Annotated in this window: 14 protein-coding genes and 1 tRNA gene; 8 read left to right on the top strand and 7 right to left on the bottom strand. The window is 36.1% G+C overall.

Annotation, left to right across the window (positions count from 1 at the left end):
* Window positions 1–87 precede the first annotated feature (87 nt).
* On the top strand, window positions 88–1,206 hold the full coding sequence (gene tgt, locus AYT27_RS05145) for a tRNA guanosine(34) transglycosylase Tgt (protein WP_011180873.1): 1,119 nt from the start codon (window positions 88–90) through the stop codon (window positions 1,204–1,206).
* A 796-nt stretch (window positions 1,207–2,002) separates the two neighbouring features.
* Window positions 2,003–3,193, top strand: coding sequence for an MFS transporter (locus AYT27_RS05140; RefSeq protein ID WP_011180872.1), 1,191 nt, complete (start codon window positions 2,003–2,005; stop codon window positions 3,191–3,193).
* Window positions 3,194–3,237: 44 nt separating this feature from the next.
* On the opposite strand, the gene AYT27_RS05135 is transcribed toward AYT27_RS05140, so the two are convergent.
* The 3 genes from AYT27_RS05135 to AYT27_RS05125 all read right to left on the bottom strand — a co-directional run bounded on the left by AYT27_RS05135 (window position 3,238) and on the right by AYT27_RS05125 (window position 6,642).
* Window positions 3,238–4,665 (bottom strand): MFS transporter, encoded by a 1,428-nt coding sequence (locus AYT27_RS05135; RefSeq protein ID WP_011180871.1) that lies wholly within the window; start codon window positions 4,663–4,665, stop codon window positions 3,238–3,240.
* A gap of 116 nt (window positions 4,666–4,781) precedes the next feature.
* Window positions 4,782–5,996, bottom strand: coding sequence for an NADP-dependent isocitrate dehydrogenase (locus tag AYT27_RS05130; protein WP_011180870.1), 1,215 nt, complete (start codon window positions 5,994–5,996; stop codon window positions 4,782–4,784).
* Between the two features lie 571 nt (window positions 5,997–6,567).
* Window positions 6,568–6,642: transfer RNA gene (locus tag AYT27_RS05125), tRNA-Glu, on the bottom strand.
* Window positions 6,643–8,261: 1,619 nt separating this feature from the next.
* On the opposite strand from AYT27_RS05125, the gene AYT27_RS05120 reads away from it, so the two are divergent.
* Together AYT27_RS05120 and glpX are read left to right on the top strand one after the other, a co-directional pair.
* Window positions 8,262–9,572 (top strand): homoserine dehydrogenase, encoded by a 1,311-nt coding sequence (locus tag AYT27_RS05120; protein ID WP_011180869.1) that lies wholly within the window; start codon window positions 8,262–8,264, stop codon window positions 9,570–9,572.
* Window positions 9,573–9,724: 152 nt separating this feature from the next.
* Window positions 9,725–10,711, top strand: a complete 987-nt coding sequence (gene glpX, locus AYT27_RS05115) for a class II fructose-bisphosphatase (protein ID WP_011180868.1) — start codon at window positions 9,725–9,727, stop codon at window positions 10,709–10,711.
* A 125-nt stretch (window positions 10,712–10,836) separates the two neighbouring features.
* On the opposite strand, the gene AYT27_RS05110 is transcribed toward glpX, so the two are convergent.
* A complete protein-coding gene (locus tag AYT27_RS05110) occupies window positions 10,837–11,943 on the bottom strand; it encodes a branched-chain amino acid aminotransferase (RefSeq protein WP_011180867.1) in 1,107 nt (368 codons plus the stop codon).
* Between the two features lie 307 nt (window positions 11,944–12,250).
* On the opposite strand from AYT27_RS05110, the gene AYT27_RS05105 reads away from it, so the two are divergent.
* Entirely contained in the window at window positions 12,251–12,526 is a 276-nt protein-coding gene (locus AYT27_RS05105; RefSeq protein ID WP_011180866.1) for a hypothetical protein, read from the top strand.
* Between the two features lie 190 nt (window positions 12,527–12,716).
* Here AYT27_RS05105 and AYT27_RS05100 read toward each other — a convergent pair whose 3' ends face one another.
* The 3 genes from AYT27_RS05100 to AYT27_RS05090 form a co-directional block, all read right to left on the bottom strand.
* Window positions 12,717–15,236, bottom strand: a complete 2,520-nt coding sequence (locus AYT27_RS05100) for an SPOR domain-containing protein (RefSeq protein WP_011180865.1) — start codon at window positions 15,234–15,236, stop codon at window positions 12,717–12,719.
* Between the two features lie 143 nt (window positions 15,237–15,379).
* Complete coding sequence (argS, locus tag AYT27_RS05095) at window positions 15,380–17,137, bottom strand: arginine--tRNA ligase (RefSeq protein ID WP_011180864.1); 1,758 nt, start codon at window positions 17,135–17,137, stop codon at window positions 15,380–15,382.
* A gap of 30 nt (window positions 17,138–17,167) precedes the next feature.
* Entirely contained in the window at window positions 17,168–18,370 is a 1,203-nt protein-coding gene (locus AYT27_RS05090) for a deoxyguanosinetriphosphate triphosphohydrolase (protein ID WP_011180863.1), read from the bottom strand.
* Window positions 18,371–18,478: 108 nt separating this feature from the next.
* Between AYT27_RS05090 and erpA the strand changes: the two genes are divergently transcribed.
* The 3 genes from erpA to AYT27_RS05075 are packed head-to-tail and all read left to right on the top strand — an operon-like array spanning window position 18,479 to window position 20,669.
* The gene (erpA, locus tag AYT27_RS05085) at window positions 18,479–18,802 is read left to right on the top strand and encodes an iron-sulfur cluster insertion protein ErpA (protein ID WP_011180862.1); all 324 of its coding nucleotides are present in this window, start codon (window positions 18,479–18,481) and stop codon (window positions 18,800–18,802) included.
* A 60-nt stretch (window positions 18,803–18,862) separates the two neighbouring features.
* Window positions 18,863–19,834: a carboxypeptidase-like regulatory domain-containing protein gene (locus AYT27_RS05080; protein WP_034448150.1), complete on the top strand. Its 972-nt coding sequence runs from the start codon at window positions 18,863–18,865 to the stop codon at window positions 19,832–19,834.
* Between the two features lie 46 nt (window positions 19,835–19,880).
* The gene (locus AYT27_RS05075; protein ID WP_011180860.1) at window positions 19,881–20,669 is read left to right on the top strand and encodes a cytochrome c biogenesis CcdA family protein; all 789 of its coding nucleotides are present in this window, start codon (window positions 19,881–19,883) and stop codon (window positions 20,667–20,669) included.
* Window positions 20,670–20,671 lie beyond the last annotated feature (2 nt).

Here is a 20,671-nt window from a genome sequence, read left to right as displayed (position 1 = left end):
ATAAAGTTTATGCTGTTGCTGGTAAGAGAGGTATAGCTTTTCTTTCTTATAACAATATGGATTTATGGAAGCGAAAAGACGAGAGTGATGATAAAGACATTTCATTATAGAAAAATTGCTCAAGATGGGTCTGCACGTCGAGGCGAAATTATAACGGGACGTGGGTGTATTCGTACACCGGCATTTATGCCTGTTGGAACGGCTGGAACCGTTAAAGCTATGTATATGGATCAAATACGTGCTCTTGGAGCAGATATCATTTTGGGTAATACTTATCATTTAATGCTGCGTCCAGGAGCTGAGTGTGTTGCGCGTTTAGGGGGCTTACATCATTTTTCACGTTGGCATGGACCTATTTTAACGGATTCTGGTGGATTTCAGGTTATGTCGCTGGCGGGAATCCGTAAAATTACCGAACAAAGCGTGATTTTTCGCTCTTATATTAATGGAGCGTATTATGAAATGAGTCCAGAGCGTTCTATTGAGATTCAAGGGCTTCTTAACTCTGATATACAGATGCAGCTAGATCAATGTATTGCATTACCTGCAAGTGAAAAAGAAGTAGAATCTGCTATGGAACTTTCATTGCGGTGGGCGCAGCGTTGTAAAACAGCTTTTGGTGATCAGCCAGATAAAGCATTGTTTGGTATTGTTCAAGGCGGTGATAATATGAAAATGCGTGAACGGTCTGCCCAAGCATTGAAAGAGATGGGTTTAAAAGGCTATGCTATTGGAGGGTTGGCAGTTGGTGAACCGCAGAATGTTATGACAGCTGTATTGGATGTTACTTGTCCAATTTTGCCAGAGGATAAGCCACGTTATCTCATGGGGGTTGGTACACCTGATGATATTTTACAAAGTGTTGCTCGTGGTATTGATATGTTTGATTGTGTTATGCCGACACGTGCAGGGCGCCATGGTTTAGCTTTTACGCGCTTTGGGAGAATTAATTTGCGCAATGCGCGTTATGCAGAGGACCCACATCCTCTTGATCCGCAGTCACTTTGTCCTGCGGCAAATGATTATAGTTGTGCTTATTTGCATCATTTGATTAGATCTGGCGAATCTCTTGGTGGTATGTTGTTAACTTGGAATAATCTTTTTTACTATCAGCAGCTTATGCAAGGAATTCGTGATGCCATTGAAGAAGGATGTTATGCTGATTTTTGTGCTGAAACCCGTGCTTTATGGACGAAAGGACGATAAGACGTTGATCCTAATGCATGGCGTCTGTTTTTTTCATGTTGTTTTTTTATTTTTGCATTAAAGAGTTTTGCTAAAATTATGAAGTGGGAAATGCTTTTCAAAAGAATAAAATTATATTGCTCTAAAGGGTGGATGTATAATTTAAGCGTAAATATTCTCTCTGTAATTGTCATACAAAACAGAAACTGTTCCTCCGGTACGCGCTACCTGATCCGGAGAAAAACAGTTTTTTCTGTTTATGATGACTGTTTAGAGCAACAATATTAATGAGGAGTTAGCGAACCCTTAAAGAAGTATGAAAATCGCATTTTTATGGGGTATTTTATGTTTTTTTATTGTTCTATAGTGAGGTTTCAATAAAAGGTATCAATATAACTGATTTGTACATAAAATCATTGAAGCTTATTCGTTTGTGTATTAAAAAGTCCGCAGTATTTTATAGTGGAAAAGGTGTTTCAGTTATGGTGATATAAAACTGAGGGAGTTTAAAAAATTACAGTTTTGAAAATGCAAACGGTTAAGATTATAAATTGCTGAATTTATTTCTAATGGTAGTCATATTGCAATAACTAAAATCCTATTTAAGTTACAGAAATTGTATTTGCCGTGCAGTTAAAAATTTATAAATGCACATTTTCTTATGGCCTCTACGAAAGAAAATTAAAGGTGCTGTAGTCTTTTCTTTGTGGAAAATGTTTTTAACAAACTATTTGGCATAAGTGTAAGACATTTGTGAGTTTGTTTGTGCATAGCATGGATATTCATGCTTAAAGTATGATTATACAGAAGTGATTATATGAAGTTTTCTCATAAACAAAACGTTCTTGCATCGGAGATTGATGTGAGAACACGGCGTTTGGCAATTTTAGCTCTTGCGGTGGGAAGTTTTGCTATTGGTACGGCAGAGTTTGTTGCAATGGGGCTACAGCCGGAGATGGCACGAAATTCATCTGTTGATATTCCTACAGCGGGTCAATATATTTCTGCTTATGCATTGGGGGTTGTGATTGGAGCCCCTGTTTTGGCTGTTGCGACAGCTCCGTTCTCACGCAAAACTGCTTTAATAGGATTGATGTTTTTTTATGCGCTGGCAAATATTGCCACTGCTTTTTTTTCTGATTTTAGCATATTAGGAACATTGCGCTTTCTTAGTGGTCTTCCCCATGGCATCTATTTTGGTCTTGCGACTCTGGTGGCAGCTTCAATGGTGGAAATGAATGAACGCTCCAAAGCTGTTGGGTCTGTTATGCTTGGTTTAACAATAGCAACTGTTTTGGGGGCACCAGGTGCAACTTGGATTGGACAGATTGTTGGTTGGCAGATTGCTTTTATTCTTGTAGGTGCTCTTTCTTTATTGTGTTGTTTACTGATTGGGGTGTTCTTACCTGCTGTTTTAAATGCTCAAAAAACAAGTCCTCTACGCGAACTTTGTGTATTAAAGCAAAAGCAGGTGTGGTTTCTCTTGATGATGGTTTCGGTTGGAGCATCAGGATTATTTTCTGTTTTTACTTATATTAAGTCAACATTAATGCATATTTCCGGTGTTTCGCTTGATTGGGTACCATTTATTATGCCGTTAGTTGGATTGGGGATGGTGGTAGGTAATCTTTTGGGACCTAAATTGGCAGTAAAAATTGGTATTTCACCATTGATATTTTTTTCTATGCTTTGGAGCACATTTGTTTTTTTCTTTTTATCTCATGCTCCATTAACCGCAGCATTAGGATGCTTTTTGGTTGGTACTTCTTTTGCAGCTATGCCTTCTATACAAACAAAAATCATGAATGTTGCTTTCCATGGACAGATTTTAGCGGGAGCATTGATGCAATCTGCTTTTAATATTGCCAATGCTCTTGGAGCGGAATCTGGAGCATGGGTTTTGAAGTTGGGCTATAGTTATGAATACACTGCTGTTCTGGGGGGTATTTTAACCCTCTGTGGATTATTAATTTTTTGCTTTTTATGGTATATGGAAAAGCGTAATTAACATTTCTTTTTGTTCTTGAGAGAAAAAGATATTTTTTTGTCTTTTTAGTTTTTTGATTGTCCTGTTGGATTTTTAAATAGGCTATAGGAAACCCGTAGGGCAAATGGAATACCAAGACAGAATAAAAGACTGATAAGTACTGCAAGAAGAGTTTTGGCTGCTAAAATCATTCCTATGATCCCTCCAGGGTCAAGAAGTCCAGCAAGATTGGTGATTGTTCCTGCTACAGTTGCGCTTAACGCGCCTGAAAATAATTGTACAGAGGTAAGTGATTCGCTGGCACGCAAAGAATCTTCATCATTTGCACATTGTAAGATTCGTTTTAACAAATGCGGCCATGCTATACCAGCACTCACTCCGATAGTAAGCAATGCTAAGCAAATAATGAAAATATATTCAGGTGTGGAAACTTCTGTTGGAATAAGCCATAAAAGAGTGCATACGCCTAATAGGCTTAATATGGGGGAATAGACAATGATTCTGCGAATTTTTTTTGCCGATACATCGGCACTTAATAGAGCACCACATGTCCAACCAAGGTTCATGAGGGCTGCTATATAACCGGCAGTAAGGGGATCCTGTCCATGAAGCTCTTGAAGGAAAAGCGGAAAATAGAGCTCTGTACTATACACAATTGTTGTCATAATCAGGATGAGTGCATAAACAGGAAAAAACTCAGAAGAGAAGGAAAAGGATTTACGCGGTAACATAGGATGAAGTGTAGATAATTCGATCTTTGCTAAAACAAAGAGAAGACTTAATCCGATAATTAATCCGCAGATTTTCGTAATTGTTGTATCTGTAGCTCCTCCAGCAGAAATGATAAAAATTAATAAGGTAAGTATGAAAAGTTGTAGAAGGGGGAGTGGAGATGTTGGAATATCGTTTTTGTTTTCTTTTGGCAAAACTTTCAGAGCTATAAGTGAGAAGATTATTGCTAATATGCCAATTATCCAAAAGGATACTCTCCATACGCCATATTGTACAGAAATACCACCGATAGCTGGTCCTAACAATGTTGATATTCCCCACATTCCAGAGATAACACTCAACGCATGTGACCATAAAGATGGGTTGAAAATAATACGTATCATAGAATAGGATAAGGATAACAGAGAACCACTTCCAAATCCTTGAACAAAGCGCCCTATTAAAAATAATGGCATATTCGAAGCAATGCTGCACGTGAAGGTGCCAACGATAAAGATAAGGCAAGAGATAAAATAGGCTTTGCGAGGGCCTATTTTCACTAATATTTTTGTTGCAAGTGAAGTGCCAAGGAGTGAAGCTGTGATAAAAACAATAACTACCCAAGAATAATACAGCTCGCTGCCAATATCATTCATAAGAGAGGGCAAAATAGTCACCACAATGTAAACGTTGGTGGCGTGTAACAAAACACCGCCTGTAAACGTTAAAAAGCAAATACTATTCTCACCCCATAAAAGTGCAGACCAGTTTTGTTTTTTCATTTTTTTTACTATTTATAAAAAAATCCCTCTTCTCTAATTTATAAGGTAGTTTTTTGCATTTGCCAAGGGAAGGTTTCTCTTTTAGCAGAGCTTTGAAATTTCAATGAAGTTATGACTTAGTTTCCCATTGCTTTTTTGAGATTTTCATCAATTTTATCGAGAAAACCTGTTGTAGAAAGCCATTTTTGTTTAGATCCAATTAAAAGTGCGAGATCTTTGGTCATAAAACCTTCTTCAACGGTTTTAATACAAACGCTTTCCAGTGTTGTGGCGAAATTTTTTAATTTTTCATTGTTATCAAGTTTGGCACGGTGCGTCAGTCCACGTGTCCATGCGAAAATAGAGGCAATAGAATTTGTTGATGTTTCTTCATTTTTTTGATACTGACGATAATGGCGTGTTACTGTACCATGTGCAGCTTCTGCTTCAACAATTTTACCGTCTGGTGTCATGAGAACAGAAGTCATAAGCCCAAGGGAACCAAAACCTTGAGCAACGATATCTGATTGAACATCACCATCGTAGTTTTTACATGCCCACACGTAGCCCCCTGACCATTTCAGTGCAGAAGCAACCATGTCATCAATTAGGCGATGTTCATAATATAATTTACGATTTTCAAATTCAGCCTTAAATTCTGCATCAAATATTTCTTGAAAGATGTCTTTAAAACGACCATCGTAAGTTTTCAGAATGGTGTTTTTTGTTGAAAGATAAACTGGAAGATTTCGCTGTAGTCCATAATTAAAAGATGCGCGGGCAAAATCACGAATTGATTCATCGAGGTTATACATAGCCATTGCAATACCTGCACTTGGAGCGTCAAAAACATCATGTTCGATAACTTGATTGTCATCGCCAACAAATTTAATACTTAACTTTCCTTTGCCAGGAAATTTGAAATCTGTTGCCTTATATTGATCACCAAAAGCATGACGTCCGATAATAATTGGCTTTGTCCAGTTAGGAACGAGGCGGGGGACATTTTTACAGATAATAGGTTCGCGAAAAATAACGCCTCCTAAAATATTACGGATCGTGCCATTGGGTGATTTCCACATTTTTTTTAAATTGAATTCTTTAACACGCGATTCATCTGGTGTTATAGTTGCACATTTTATACCAACACCATATTTTTTAATAGCATTGGCAGAATCGATAGTTACCTGATCATTGGTTGCGTCTCGATTTTCCACGGAAAGATCGTAATATTTGAGTTCAATATCCAGATACGGGTGGATTAATTTGTCTTTGATATATTTCCAGATTATACGGGTCATTTCATCCCCATCGATTTCAACAATGGGGTTTTCCACTTTGATCTTTATCATTAGAAGTCCTTTTTCATTTAAGTGATGTTATTTTTTTATAGCACTTTCAGGCTTATAATGAAAAGTAAAAACAGGAATGATAGAGGGGTATTTAAATATGATACAGTTAGAATATATCATCTATAGAATGTAAAAATTTTCATTGAGAAACTTAATGTCTTAATAGATATGGCTGAGAAATGAGACGTAGGGATAACTTTTATCTTCTGTAAAGATTGAAGAAAGGTGTGTATCCACTTGGAATGAAAGAAAAGATCGTAAAACAGCTGTGAGCTTTAGCTAAATATACAGAATCTCTTTTTAAAAAAGAAGTCTACACTTGTTGCAAGAGATTTACAATAAAACCTTCTAATTTATTACAACATGAAACTGTTGGCACGTTTATTAGAATTTTAAATGCTCTACCCCAAAAGAACTTAGTAGCACTCAAAGAATTCTTAGAATTAAGTTGCCAAGAACGTATTTTGTAGAGGTACGTTAGAAAATTCTATTCCCTCACTTTTATTTACGTATCCCTCATCTTTAAAAAGATTAAATAAAATTAAAATGTTAAGTGGCTTGAAAAAAAGAATGGTACGCCCAAGGGGAATCGAACCCCTGTTTCCGCCGTGAAAGGGCGGCGTCCTGACCGCTAGACGATGGGCGCAAACCAATGATGAGGCTTATAGAGAGGATCTTTTTACTTCGCAAGCCCTCTGCGTAATTTTTTTAAAAAAAATCTATTTTATTAAATTATTTTTTGCGTATGTCTCTGTGAGATTTGTCTAGGTTATTTTACTTTTTAGAGTTTTGCATGAGAAAATATAGAGAGTAATTATAACGATTAATAGAGAGTTTTGATGTTAGAGTCACAATAATTGAATGCTCTTTTTTGTTATTTTTGGTTTGAGAAAGAGCAGAAAAATAAAATCAGCTCTTTGGAGTTACTATGTTGTGGTATGATTTTATTAATTTTTGGGTGATGTCTGCATGATGAGAGTCTTGCTTTAATTGCTCAAAAATATTTCATAAAAAGAGTATTCTTCTAGCATTTTATTAGTAAAAAGCTATTTTAGGGCAGTTTGTTGAACTAAAAATAGTACTTATGCTCATAAGCAACGCGATCGTATAAAATTGTCTCTCAGCTATAAGTTTGTAGATTGATTTAATGGAATGAGAAAAAACTGTGTATCATAAAAATGAAAAACATTGAATCATTTTGTGCAAAGTGGAAGTGAATAATTACTTTTCGTCATATTTACTTCTCAATGATTCAAGTAAGAAAACTTTGAAAAAAATTATGGCTCACTTTTTGTATCTGAATGGTTTTTATATACAAGATGTTGTCTTTCCAGAGAGTTGATTGATGTATGAACAATCTTAATTTCTTAACATTTTAAGTTTCTGTTGATCAGCTGATATCAAATGTTTGGAGTCTCTAAATCTTACCTTTATTTTATAATATTTCAGGATTGTATTGTATACAAGTGAAGTTTTGTAATCTTCTGCTTTGATGTAAAAATTCATTTAAATTATGTAGCGCGTTTAAGATCTTTGGATGAAAAAAAGAAGTTTTTATATAGCTCAAGCTGTGCAATGATGGAGAGATATTGTATTATTTTTTAGCCAATCTTATTTCATCCATTCTCTTAATTTATCGTATGAAAGACTATTGTTCGTTGGAAGTTTTTTGTTGCTATGCTCTTTTTTTATTGAATTTAGTTTTTATGGAAAAGATTTTTTTATCCAGAAATAAAATTATTCTTTTATATGATTTATGATAATCTGCATCTGTAAGTTTTGAAAGCTTCCATAGTAGTTTAATTTATGTTTCAATGTTAGGATAGCAGAGAAGTTTTTCTGTTGGAAAGAGATAAGTTATAGTTTTTTATGCATATAAAATTCTTTTAGGTTATGGAGCACTTTTGTTTTCATAAAAATTATGGTTAGGAATACCTTTAAAAAATAAGGTTTCTTTTATCTTGCTATCATTTGAAAGATATATAAAAAAATGGGGGGGTGTAAGTGCAAGTTTTTCATGTACAGATTTTAGTTTTCAGTATCTGAAACAGTCATTTTATAAAGGTTCTTAATCTTTGAAAAAAGTAAGTATTTGTTTTCTTTAGGAATTTTAATTAAACGAGCAGTGTTGTTGTATTAGGGAAAAATGAGGTTAAATGGAGCAGGGGATTTCTTTAGATTTTATGGCTTGTAGAGCATTATTTTGCGTTGATTTGAGCATCATTTAACGTTTTTTAGTGAAGATTAAGGATAAGCAATTAGATAATGGAAGAATCTTTAAAAGTTGGCATTGCAGGGCTTGGTACGGTTGGTAGTTCAGTTGTTCGAATTCTACGCGAAAAAGCCAATAGTTTGACTTGTCAGTGCGGTCGATCAATCAAAGTTGTTGCTGTTAGTGCGCGCGATAAAAGTCGCAATCGTGGAATTGATCTTAGTGATGTAAAATGGTTTGATTCACCTGTGGAGATGGCATCTTCTGATGAGATTGACGTTTTTGTTGAATTAATTGGTGGCGAATCGGATGTCGTGTATGCAGCCGTCAAAAAGGCGCTTGAAACCGGACATCATGTTGTTACTGCTAATAAAGCGCTTCTTGCTCAACATGGGGGGAGGCTTGCTGTTAGTGCAGAAAAAAAAGGGGTTTTTCTTCATTTTGAAGCTGCCGTTGCAGGGGGAATTCCTATCATCAAAGTGATGAGAGAATCACTTGTCAGTAATCATATATCGCGGATTTATGGCATTCTTAATGGAACATGCAACTATATATTAACGCGCATGTTTACTGAAGGACTTTCATTTAAAGAGTGTCTGGAAGATGCACAAAGACTTGGTTATGCTGAAGTTGATCCCACTTTTGATATTGGAGGAAATGATACCGCTCATAAATTAGCTTTATTGACAAGTTTAGCATTTGGAACGGCGGTTTCATTAGACGATATTTATGTTGAAGGAATTAGCAATATTTCGCAGATTGATATCCGTGCAGCTGATGAATTAGGATATCGGATTAAGCTATTAGGGGTTGCATTAAAAACCGAGACGGGAATCGAGCAACGTGTTCATCCAACCATGGTACCAACATCATCAATGATTGCACAGATTCATGGTGTGACGAATGCTCTTTCTATTCAAAGTGATTTATTAGGTGAATTACTGCTTTCTGGTCCTGGTGCTGGAGGAACAGCAACAGCATCAGCGGTTATTGGTGATTTGGCTGATATAGCGAAAGCGCGTCCTGGTTTTCAGTATGCGCCTGTTTTAGGAAGACCAGCATTGGGGCTTGCTCCTCACAAAAAAGCACGTATTTCTCATCATGCAGGTGGTTATTTTATTCGTTTGAATGTTCATGATCGTGCTGGTGTTTTTGCAGCGGTTGCAAAGCATATGGCTGGTAATCACATCTCATTAGAATCGATTGTTCAAAGGTCTTTTGTAGAAAGTCAGAGTGTGAAAACAATTATTTTAATAACCCATGAAACAACAGAAGTGAATGTACAACAAGCGCTTGCTGCAATTGAAAAAGATGGTCATCTTGTTGCAAAGTCTCAATTTATTCGTATCGAACCTATGGTGTAGAATTGACATTTTGTTTTATATAATAGCCGAAGAGAAAGCTTGAGTGCTTTTTTTCTTGTAGAAAGTTCTCATCTTTGTCAAAAACTTTATTTAAAATGCTTTGCAATAAATATTCATGTTTTTTGCAGTACTCATTCAGTAGGATTTTTCATATGCCCACAACTCAGAAAATTTTAAATGGACTTGATCGTATTCTAACGCTCGAGTTAGTACGTGTCACTGAACGGGCTGCTGTTGCAGCTGCACGCTGGCGCGGGCGTGGTGATGAAAAGGCTGCTGATCAAGCAGCTGTAGATGCAATGCGTAAGGAACTTAATCGATTGCCTGTTGATGGTACAGTGGTGATTGGAGAGGGTGAACGTGATGAAGCTCCTATGCTTTATATTGGAGAAAAAATAGGTCTTCAAAATGGATTGGCGATTGATATTGCACTTGACCCACTTGAAGGAACAACAATTTGTGCTAAAAATCTTCCTAATTCTTTAGCTGTGGTTGCAATTGCTGAAAAGGGTAACCTCCTTTATGCCCCTGATGTTTATATGAAAAAAATTGCTATTGGCCCTGGTTATCCAAAGGGGGTTGTTGATATAGATGCTTCTCCTACCGATAATATTTACGCCCTTGCAAAGGCTAAGGGAGTGGTTGTTAATCAGATTACTGTTTGTATTATGGATCGACCTCGCCACGAAAAACTGATTAATGAAGTGCGATCAACGGGGGCATCAATTCGCTTAATTGGTGATGGGGATGTTGCTGCCGTTATTGATACAACTGATCCAGATGAAACCGGCATTGATATCTATATGGGTATTGGTGGAGCACCAGAGGGTGTATTAGCTTCTGCAGCTTTACGCTGTATTGGTGGGCAGATGCAAGGATGCTTGCTGCTTGATACAGACGAAAAAATTGCACGCGCGGCAAAAATGGGGATCGATAATCCTCATAAAGTTTATACAATGGAAGAAATGGCAAAGGGTGATGTTTTGTTTTCTGCAACAGGTGTAACAGATGGAAATATACTCTCTGGTGTTAAATTCACCTCTCGTTATATTCAAACAGAAACCCTTGTGATGCGTTCACACACTGGTACAATTCGTAATATCAAAGCACAACATAGAGACCATTCAAAATTTGATTAATCTCATCTTTTTCTGTGGCTATTAAAAATAGTAAAGTATCTTTTGAAAGTGTATGCTTCCATGAAGGTTCTAAGAGATGCTCTCATGGAAGCATGAGGGTTGTGTTTAGAAATATTTTTTTATTGTTATGAGAGCTGAACAGAATGGACCCAGCCATTTTTATCTTCTCTATTGCCTTTTTGAAGATCAACAAGTTGTGTGCGAAGTTTTTTCGTGACCTCACCAATCATTCCATTTCCGATAACGAATTCACCACCTTTATATTTAAAACGGCCGATTGATGTGACAACAGCAGCAGTACCGCAAGCAAAAACTTCTTTCAGGTGATTACTTCTTGCATCTTCCTGAAGCGATTCAAAAGAATAAGGGCGTTCTTCTATTTTTAAACCCATTTTTTGGGCCAACTTCAAAATTGAATGACGTGTTATTCCTGCAAGAATTGTGCCATTAAGTGCGGGTGTTACAAGCGTATTATTTTCCATAATAAAACAAACATTCATACCGCCGAGTTCTTCAATCCACTTATGTTCAACCATGTCAAGGAAGAGTACTTGACTACAATTATTTTGTTCTGCATTCTTTTGTGCAAGTAAACTTGCTGCATAGTTACCACCACATTTTGCTACACCTGTTCCGCCTGGACCAGCACGGCTGTAATCTGTTTCAAGCCATACACTGACAGGTTTTTCTTCTCCTTTAAAATAGGATTCAACAGGAGATGCTATAATACAGAAAATATATTTTTCAGAAGGGCGAACTCCCAAAAAGTTTTCATTACCAAACATAAACGGACGTATGTAAAGGCTAGCATTGGGATTTCCAGAAATCCAATTTTGATCAATTCTTACCAATTTATGAACAGCATCTAAAAAAATGTCCTTTGGCAATTCAGGCATAGCTAATCGTCTTGCTGATTCTATAAAACGTTGCGCATTGGCATCAGGACGAAATAACAAAATACGCCCATCTTTTGCACGATACGCTTTTAAACCTTCAAAAATCTCTTGCCCATAATGCAGAACGGTACTTGCTGGATTAATTTCTAAAGATTTGTATTGAGAGATGACAGCATTATGCCAACCTTTATCTTTAGTCCATTTAATGATCACCATGTGATCTGTAAAAAATTGACCAAAACCAGGATTTTTGAGAATATGCTCACGTTCTTCGTCTGATAAAGGTGATGGATGTTTTTCTATTTTAAATGGAATTGATGATGTAGGAGATTTCATCAGTAAAACCTTTTGAGATATGCTTTATTTCTAGATGTTTTATATTATAAAAATAATAAACTGCTTTCATTACAAATTTATTATTAGCAAATCATTTGTGTCAATGCCTTATATAGAATTGAAAGAGAAGGCTATTGAGAGATGTTTTTTCTCTCTGTTTTCATAATTTTTCTTCTCAATTTTATCAAGTAATCTGGAACCTTTATACCTATTTATCGTTTTCATAAAATAAGGACCTGAATAATTTCGTATATGTATATCTTTTAAATAACTTGACAGGTAGGGAAATTGAGAAAAGGAATTCACTATGATTGATAGAAATTACCAAACATACGAGGAACGGATAGCTGCAGAAAAGACAAAGCATGAACAACATAATTCAATTTGGAAAGGCATTTTTGTTATTCTTCTTACGCTTTTTATTCTCTGGTTTATTTTCGGCTTTTTAGGATCTTTTTTTACAAAATCCCCCGACCGTATCTCTCACTATAATACGACAGAATCGAGCCAAACTGTAACAACTCCGAGAAAAGATTTAAATCCGATATCTCCAGTACCTCATAATTATAAAGATACAAGATAACCTTTATTTTATGAATAAAGCTTTTCAAAGGAAAGAATCCAACCAAATATGGATCAAAGAGTAAAATAATCTTAAATTTTAAAGCTGGAAAAAATCTGATAAAATGTTAATTTCTGAAATGAATCAGTCATCAATTAATCAGTAGAAGAACAAATAATGCAACGGTTTTAACAACCGTTGCATTATTTGTTTAGCGTGTGATAAAACAGCTTCCTCCAGAATTTTTGATGTTTTCACAAAGGTTTATAGCTTCATTACGGTTTTGCGCTTGAACACGAACACGATAATAAGTTCCTTTTCCTGGTATGACAGCAGACTGAATATTTAAAGGACGAGTGCCGATAAGGAATCCAAATTTAGATTTCATGTTTTTCAAAGAATCCTTAGCAAGTGCATGTGTTGGTTGAGATGCAAGCTGTACATAATAATTTTCTGAATTTTGTGTGCGTACTTGAACTGGTGGGTTTTTGTGAGAAGAAGCAGGCGTTTGTACTTCTGAATTGCTCTTCGCATGTGAAGGAAGTGGTACAAATGAATTTTCAACTTTTTTCTCAACACTAGATGTAGAAATATTTTCAGCGATTATTTTATCAATATTGCTCGTGAGATTATCTTCTGCTTCTTTGTCCTTTGTATCAGAAAAGTGGGAAGAAATTGGTTGGGATTCTTGAAGCTGATCTACAGTAGTTTGATCAATTTTTTCTTCATATTTATCAGTAGTTTTTTTCTCTGTGTCATGCATTGGCGAGAGCACAACTGTACCATCTTGTTTTACAATAACAGTTTGTACTTTTTGCGTTGGAATGGTGTGATTGATGGCTTCTGTCACTGCATCTTCAACATCAGAATCATCAAGAGAGGAGGGGGAAAAGCTTGTGGATTCTTGTTGATTTAATGCTGCTAAATCTTCAGGGGGTTCCGAATTATCAATAAGAAATTGTTGTGTATTTTCTTGTTTTTCATTTTGTCCCGTTGTTTGTTTATAAATATCTAAATTATGCTCAACATCATTCTTTGTTTCTGTTGATTGATGTTTAAATTTAAAAGGTGTATTGTCAGCGTGGATAATAGGTGTGCTTTCATTCTTTTGTGAGGACATAAAAAAGCGAGAATAACCTACAAAACTAACTGCTATCAAAATAAGAAGAATAATACTCTTAGTAAGAGTTTTACTAAAAATAGAATTTTCTAGGGAAAGAGGATTTGATGTGTAGGGGATTTCATCTACACTCTTGTATGATAAACTCTCGGTATGCTTCGTATTGTCAGCAGGAAAATAGTTGGTACTCTCTTCTTGGGGATTTATATACGTATTTTCTTTTGAATTTTGTATGGTTTGATTAAAAATTTCATTGAAAACTTTATCTTGCGGTTTTTGCTGCGAAAAATTTTCTGCTGAAACATTTCCTACATTAAGTACATCCGAAAATTCTTCTTTTAAACCATCAGTAGGGACATCATATTCGGGGACTTCATACGGAACTTCTGGAACCATAATAGGTCCGGTTTTTTCTACGATTTCATCCGAAAACTTATAAGTATCAACACTTGGAGGAGAAGTATCCCTTTGCATAGTATTATGAGCAAAAAAACGATCTGTTTGTGTGTCCTTAAAAACCTTCGATGAGGAGGAAATCTTATTTAAATTGTTTTGTTTATACACAACCTCTTTTTCATTGTTTTGCTTAGAGATATTTTCAGCATTATTGATGTATTGGTCTTGAGAATCAACATATTGGGGAGTTTGTGCGGCATAAGTTTCTTGTTCTGAGAGTTTCTCTTCATAAAATTGAGGATAAGAATCAGTGTGATTTTCTTGTAGGAAACCTTTTAAATCAGATGACTTGTTTGTTTGCGTCGAATCCAAAGGTGATGGAAAGTCACTTGTTGATTTACTTCTTTCAGTGCCTTCTCTTTCTGAAATAAGGGTAGCAGATGAAAAACCAGTGTTTGCTTTCATGGAAGGATTTGGAACATTGGTATAATATTCTTCAATCCAATTTTCTTGATCAGCTGAAACTTTATAGGGATGGTTTATAGGAGAGTTATGAAGGCTTTGATTGTCATCATAATTTTGTTGTATGTTCGATGTGTTTTGTTGTGGCGCGATTGTTTGTGAAAAACGCTTGTTTTGTTCACCTAGTTCTGGAATAATTCTATTATTATCTTGTCTCTCAGATTCATCAAAAAAGAAATTTTCTGATAGCGGATCAAAGTTACTTTCTTCAAAAGAGGGATGAGCAGGAGTTTGTGATGTTTTGTTTTGAGATGACAGATTCTTTTGAATTGGTAATGGAGAAAGTGCGTCTAAAATTTGTTCTTCATTATGGGACTGAGGTAAAGAAAGCTTCTCTTCAGACAAAAAGCTATCTTTTTCTGGATGGTTAAACAAGGTAGTTGATATAACATCTGAATTTGTTTTATTTTTGGTTTTGTGTAAGTTAAACTGTTTTTTTTGCTCATCAAGTGGCAAGTCATTCTTTAAATTATTTTCAAATTCCGCTTCTAAAAAGGACAAATCAAAATCATCACCATGAAGTGAAGTTTTAGGAGACTGAGATATTGACTGATCAATCTGCAAAGAAGACAGGTCTTTTTGATTTTTTCTTTGTTTGTTTGGAGTAAAAATTCGCGTAAGTTTTTCCAAAGGGTTATGATGTTCATAATCCTGTTTCATTTCGTACGGATTTTTGCGATTGTTATCGCTCATAGCTTTTCTCACATGACGATTTGCATCTGCGTGCAATAATAGTTAATTTTTATATTCTTAAATATAAACTTTCTCCCTCCTATAAAGGATACACGAAAAAATTTATCAATAAAGTACTCATTTTATGTATTTGTAGAACTTTTTCAACGCATTTCTGTTGCTGCTTTGATTCCCACAATTGCAAGTCCTGATGATAAAATATTCATGATAGCTTGTATCAAGCCCAATCTGGCAAATGAAAGATTCCTATCATCAGGCTGAATAAAGCGTAAATTGAGATTATCACTCCCTTTATTCCAATGGGTATGAAAACTGGAAGCAAGATCATAGAGATAAAATGCTAATCGATGTGGTTCTTTATGAACTACTGCTTGTTCAATGATGCGTGGATATTCAGAAAGTTTGCGTATTAAGAATATTTCATTATCATCTGTTAATCTGTTAAGATGCTCAATTATTTTGTCATTTGAAATATTTTCAATACAGAGGGTTTCTTGTGCTTGACGAAAGACTGAATGACATCGTGCACTTGCATACTGTACGTAAAAGATGGGGTTATCTTTTGATTGTTCTGTCACTTTTGCAAAATCAAAATCAAGAGGTGCTTCACACTTACGGTATAGCATCATAAAACGTACTGGATCACTCCCAACTTCTTCTACAACATCACGTAAAGTGACAAATGATCCTGCTCTTTTCGACATGCGTACAGGATGACCATTGCGAAAGAGTTTTACCAATTGACATAAGAAGACACTCAATTTGGCTTTATCATTGGAAATCGCTTTTGCCATTGCTTCCAATCGCTTTACATAACCAGCGTGATCTGCTCCTAAAATATAGATCATTTCGTCAAAATGGCGATTGAATTTATCACGAAAATAAGCAACATCGGCAGCAAAATAAGTGTAAGAACCATCAGATTTAATTAAGACACGGTCTTGGTCATCTCCGACATCCGTTGAACGGAACAAAGTTTGTTCACATGGCTCCCAGTCTTCTGTGTTTTGCCCTTTTGGTGGTGGGAGCTTACCTTTGTAGATATATCCCTTTAAAGTAAGATCATTAATCGTATTACGAATAGCACGTGCATTATCGGCATAAAGCATCCGCTCAGAGAAAAAAATATCATGATAAATATTAAGTGCAGCCAAATCTTTTCGAATCATTGACATCATTTCATGAATCGCACGTTCTTTTACGATAGAGAGAGCTTCCTCTTTATCTATAGTGAGTAATTTGTCGCCAAATTCTTGAGCAAGCGATTGACCCAATGGTATCAAGTATTCACCAGGATACAGCCCTTCTGGAATTTCATTGATTTTTTGTCCAAGAGCTTCACGATAACGTAACAATACGGAATGGGCGAGGACTTCGATTTGTTTACCAGCATCATTGATGTAATATTCTTTTGTAATGTTATAACCGACAAATTGCAGCAAGTTTGAGAGAACATCTCCAACAACAGCACCCCGGCAATGCCCCACATGCATCGGCCCTGTCGGATTTGCTGATACATATTCAACATTGATGCGCTTTCCCTGTCCCATAGGAATACGGCCATAAGATATTCCTTTTTCAAGCATGGATTTTATTAAATCTTGCCAAAATGGTTTTGTAAGCTTGATGTTGATAAATCCAGGACCGGCAACATTAATACTTTCGACAGAAGGATCATTTTTGAGAAGTTCTATGATCTTTTCTGCAAGTGCACGTGGATTAAGCCCAGTAGATTTTGCAAGCACCATGGCAGCATTGGTTGATAAATGTCCATGTGACGAATCGCGCGGAGGATCCACGGTAATTTTTGATAAATCTAAATCTTCTCCGTTTTTTCCTTTTATATCAGATGACTCTAATGATTTTTTAATTTTTTTTTCGAAGTTTTTAAAGACATTCATATTCAACTTCCATTGTGTATTCAAAAGCTGTTAAATAAAATTATCTGTGCAGTCAAATAAATGCTGATATTCACGTAGAGCGTAGTGATCGGTCATACCTGACAGAAAGTCAGCAATAAGACGCGCTAACTCTTGATTTGTTAAGTGAGCTGTTTTGTTATGCCAGTTTTCAGGCATTACATCTGGGTTTTCATAATAACATTCGAATAGTTTTTGTACAATGCGTTTTGCTGCATTGCGACGATTGAGAACTTGATCATGGTAATAAAGGTTTTTAAACAGAAAATCTTTTAGTTCTCTTTCGTAAACGGCCATTGTGGGGGAGAAGGTAACAATGGTTTGTTCTGCTTGGTGAACATCACTTATACTTTTCGGTTTGACGCGTGCCAAGTTTTCTTGTGATTGTTTGATAACATCTTCAACCATGGTTTTTATCTGTCTGCGCACTAGTGTGTAGCCCCGCCGAGTTTGATCGAGTTGTGGATGCTCTTTTTTTATGTCATTTAATAATGCTGCAGTGAGTGAAACCTGTTCGAATTGATCAAGTGTTAAAAATTGTGATCGTAACCCATCATCAACATCATGCGCATTATAAGCAATATCATCAGCAATCGCAGCACATTGTGCTTCTAGTCCAGCAAAGCAATTGAGCTGAAGATCCTGCTTTGCATTATATTGTAGAATATCGATAGGGATATCTTTGTTTTTAGCATAAGGACCTAAAAGGGGGCCATTATGTTTAACAAGTCCCTCGAGGGTTTCCCAAGTCAGGTTAAGTCCATCAAAATTTGCATAGCGCTGTTCTAATTTTGTAACAATGCGTAACGCTTGTGCATTATGATCAAAGCCGCCATAAGGTGCCATTGCTTCGTTAAGAGCATCTTCTCCTGCATGGCCAAAAGGTGTATGTCCAAAGTCGTGTACAAGAGCAATAGATTCGGCAAGATCTTCATCAAGATAGAGTGCACGAGCTAATGTTCTTGCAATTTGAGAAACCTCTATTGAATGCGTCAGTCGTGTACGATAATGATCGCTCTCATCAGCAATAAATACTTGGGTTTTATGTTTAAGACGCCGGAATGCGTTAGAGTGAATAATACGATCTCTATCTCGTTGAAAAGGTGATCGTAGAGTATTCATAGTTTCATGGAATAATCTGCCACGGCTTGTTTGCGGATTGGCACTATAGACCGCTCGAGATTGGTAATTGAAATTGATCTTGCTTTTATCCATTGCAAGCTATCCATTTCCATCCTAAATTTAAATTGAAATTATTGTATTATGAATAAATTCTTGTTTAGGATACTCTTTCTTGATAGTTTAATGCAAGGATATATAAAAATGGGCGTGAATATTTCAGATGCAGCCGCCAAACGGATTGTACAGATACTTTCGAGTGAGCCGGATAAAATAGGATTACGGGTTTCCGTTGAAGGTGGTGGGTGTTCCGGTTTTTCTTATAAATATAATTTGGTTTCTGAAACAAATGAAGATGATTTCGTTCTAAAAAAAGGTGGGGCGATTGTCCTTATTGATTCACTTTCACTTCCCTTCATGGAAGGGGCTGAAATTGATTTTGTTGATGATCTTATAGGGCAATCTTTTCAAATTCATAATCCCAATGCTGTCTCATCGTGCGGTTGCGGTGTAAGTTTTTCAATTTAGAATGGTGACTTTGTGGTATGGCTTCTTGAAAAGATTATCGCTTTGATCAACAATGCAAGAATGGATGTCCTTACGAAGATATTGCACCGATGTTTGTGGTTCGGCGTGGCACTTATTCTTTTATTGATGTGGAGTCGTTGTGCCTTTTCTCAAGAAGAGGGGGAGCAAGAGCGTAAACAAGAACAATCAAGAAGTTTTATTTCAAAATCTCAAAACAATGAAAAAGAAAATTTAATTTCTCAGACCCAACTTATATTGCATGCTCGATTAACAAACAGTAATGAAAATATTGTAAAAGGGCTTGTGTGGCGGGTTTATGCTCCTATCTTAGGGGTTGACAATAAATTACCACTGATTACAACTTATGAGGGTGGTAGTGCACGTTTTGATTTAGAACCAGGAAGTTATCTTGTTCATGTTTCTTTTGGTCATGCAAGTGCGGTGCGTCATATAAGTTTAGAAAATGGAAAGAGCCTTGTTCAAAATTTTAATCTTGATGCTGGTGCTGTTACTTTAAATGCCACATTATTAAATGGTATAGTTAATGAAAAGGAATTACGTTTTACTCTCTATGAGGATGAGAAAGAAAACGATGATACTGGTGTCGTTCTATCAAATATTAAACCTCATTCCATTGTACGTTTGAAGGCTGGTCGCTATCATGTTGCTTCCCATTATGGTTCCATTAATGCCGTTGTTCATTCGGATATCCAAGTGGATGCAGGTAAAATTACAGAAGTAAGTCTTGAACATCAGGCGGCCCAAATCGTTTTAAAATTGGTAAGGCAAGAAGGAGGGGAAGCGCTTGCCGATACAAGTTGGTCTATCACCAATAATTCTGGTGATATTATGTACGAAACTGTTGGCGCTTATGTTTCGCTTGTGTTAGCTGAAGGGGAATACATTGCGATTGCTAAGAATAAAGATCAAATTTATCAAAAAGTTTTTTCAGTTGTTTCTGGCCGTGATGAAGATATAAATGTGGTAGCGAAAGCACAAAATATGCAACAAATTGATGAAGAAATCGATTGATGGTTGTGCATGTGCATAAACTGTTATAGAAAACGGATAGAGAGTTTTGATTGTAGAAATTTCGACAGTTGGTGTATTTTTTGCTGGTGCACTCTCTTTTTTATCACCGTGTGTTTTGCCGTTAGTTCCTCCTTATTTGTGCTATATGGCGGGCATTGGTATTGATGATTTTCGTTCAGAAAAACATAAGGGAAGAGTGTTTATACGGTGGGCGCTTTTATCTTCTGTTATTGCCTTTGTGATGGGTTTTACAACCGTTTTTGTCGCTTTAGGTGCCAGTGCAAGCACAATTGGAAAGCTTATCGCTTATTATCGTGATTGGTTTGCACTTTCTGCTGGAATTATCATTATTATTTTTGGTTTAAACTTTTTGGGTCTTTTCAAAATTGCTTTTTTATTTCGTGAAGCGCGTTTTCAAATACATAAAAGGCCTTCTGGTCCTTTAGGTGCTTACGTTATTGGTTTAGCTTTTGCATTTGGTTGGACACCTTGTATTGGCCCAATTTTAGGACCCGTTATAACACTTGCTGGAACAAAAGAAACTGTGGGTGAGGGAGCTGTTCTTTTAGGGGTTTATGCCTTAGGACTTGGTGTGCCTTTTCTGATAGCAGCTTTATTTTCGAGTAGTTTTATGAGATTTTTAGGAGCTTTTCGTATTCATTTAGGAAAAGTTGAAAAAATTATTGGTATTTTTTTGGTTGTGACGGGTATTTTATTTTTAACAGGCTCTATGCAGGATTTTTCATTTTGGCTTTTGGAACATTACCCTTTGTTGAATCAAATTGAAACTATCCATTGGCATGATATTGTGAATTTTTTAGGTTTTTCTCGTTAGTT

The organism is Bartonella henselae str. Houston-1 (assembly GCF_000046705.1).
GTDB classification, from domain to species: domain Bacteria; phylum Pseudomonadota; class Alphaproteobacteria; order Rhizobiales; family Rhizobiaceae; genus Bartonella; species Bartonella henselae.
Note: the sequence above shows the minus strand (reverse complement) of the source record. Positions and strands in the feature narration are given on the sequence as shown.